This is a genomic window from Lactobacillus nasalidis (genome assembly GCF_016587775.1).
GTDB classification, from domain to species: domain Bacteria; phylum Bacillota; class Bacilli; order Lactobacillales; family Lactobacillaceae; genus Lactobacillus; species Lactobacillus nasalidis.
Map to the genome: position 1 here is coordinate 1 of NZ_BOCG01000069.1, position 412 is coordinate 412.

At 51.7% G+C, this 412-nt stretch carries 1 rRNA gene; it reads left to right on the forward strand.

What is annotated here, in order from left to right:
• A 23S ribosomal RNA gene (locus lacNas_RS00800) occupies positions 1 to 412 on the forward strand; the annotation flags it as partial.

A 412-nucleotide genomic window follows, 5' to 3' on the forward strand; every position in this document is an offset into this window, starting at 1 on the left:
ATCCTCAGGTGAGCGAGAGAACTCTCGTTAAGGAACTCGGCAAAATGGCCCCGTAACTTCGGGAGAAGGGGCGCTGGTCGCAAGATCAGCCGCAGTGAAAAGGCCCAAGCAACTGTTTATCAAAAACACAGGCATCTGCAAAATCGTAAGATGAAGTATAGGTGCTGACACCTGCCCGGTGCTGGAAGGTTAAGAGGAGAGCTCAGCGCAAGCGAAGGTTTGAATTGAAGCCCCAGTAAACGGCGGCCGTAACTATAACGGTCCTAAGGTAGCGAAATTCCTTGTCGGGTAAGTTCCGACCTGCACGAAAGGTGTAATGATTTGGGCACTGTCTCAACGAGAGACTCGGTGAAATTATAATACCCGTGAAGATGCGGGTTACCCGCGACAGGACGGAAAGACCCCATGGAGC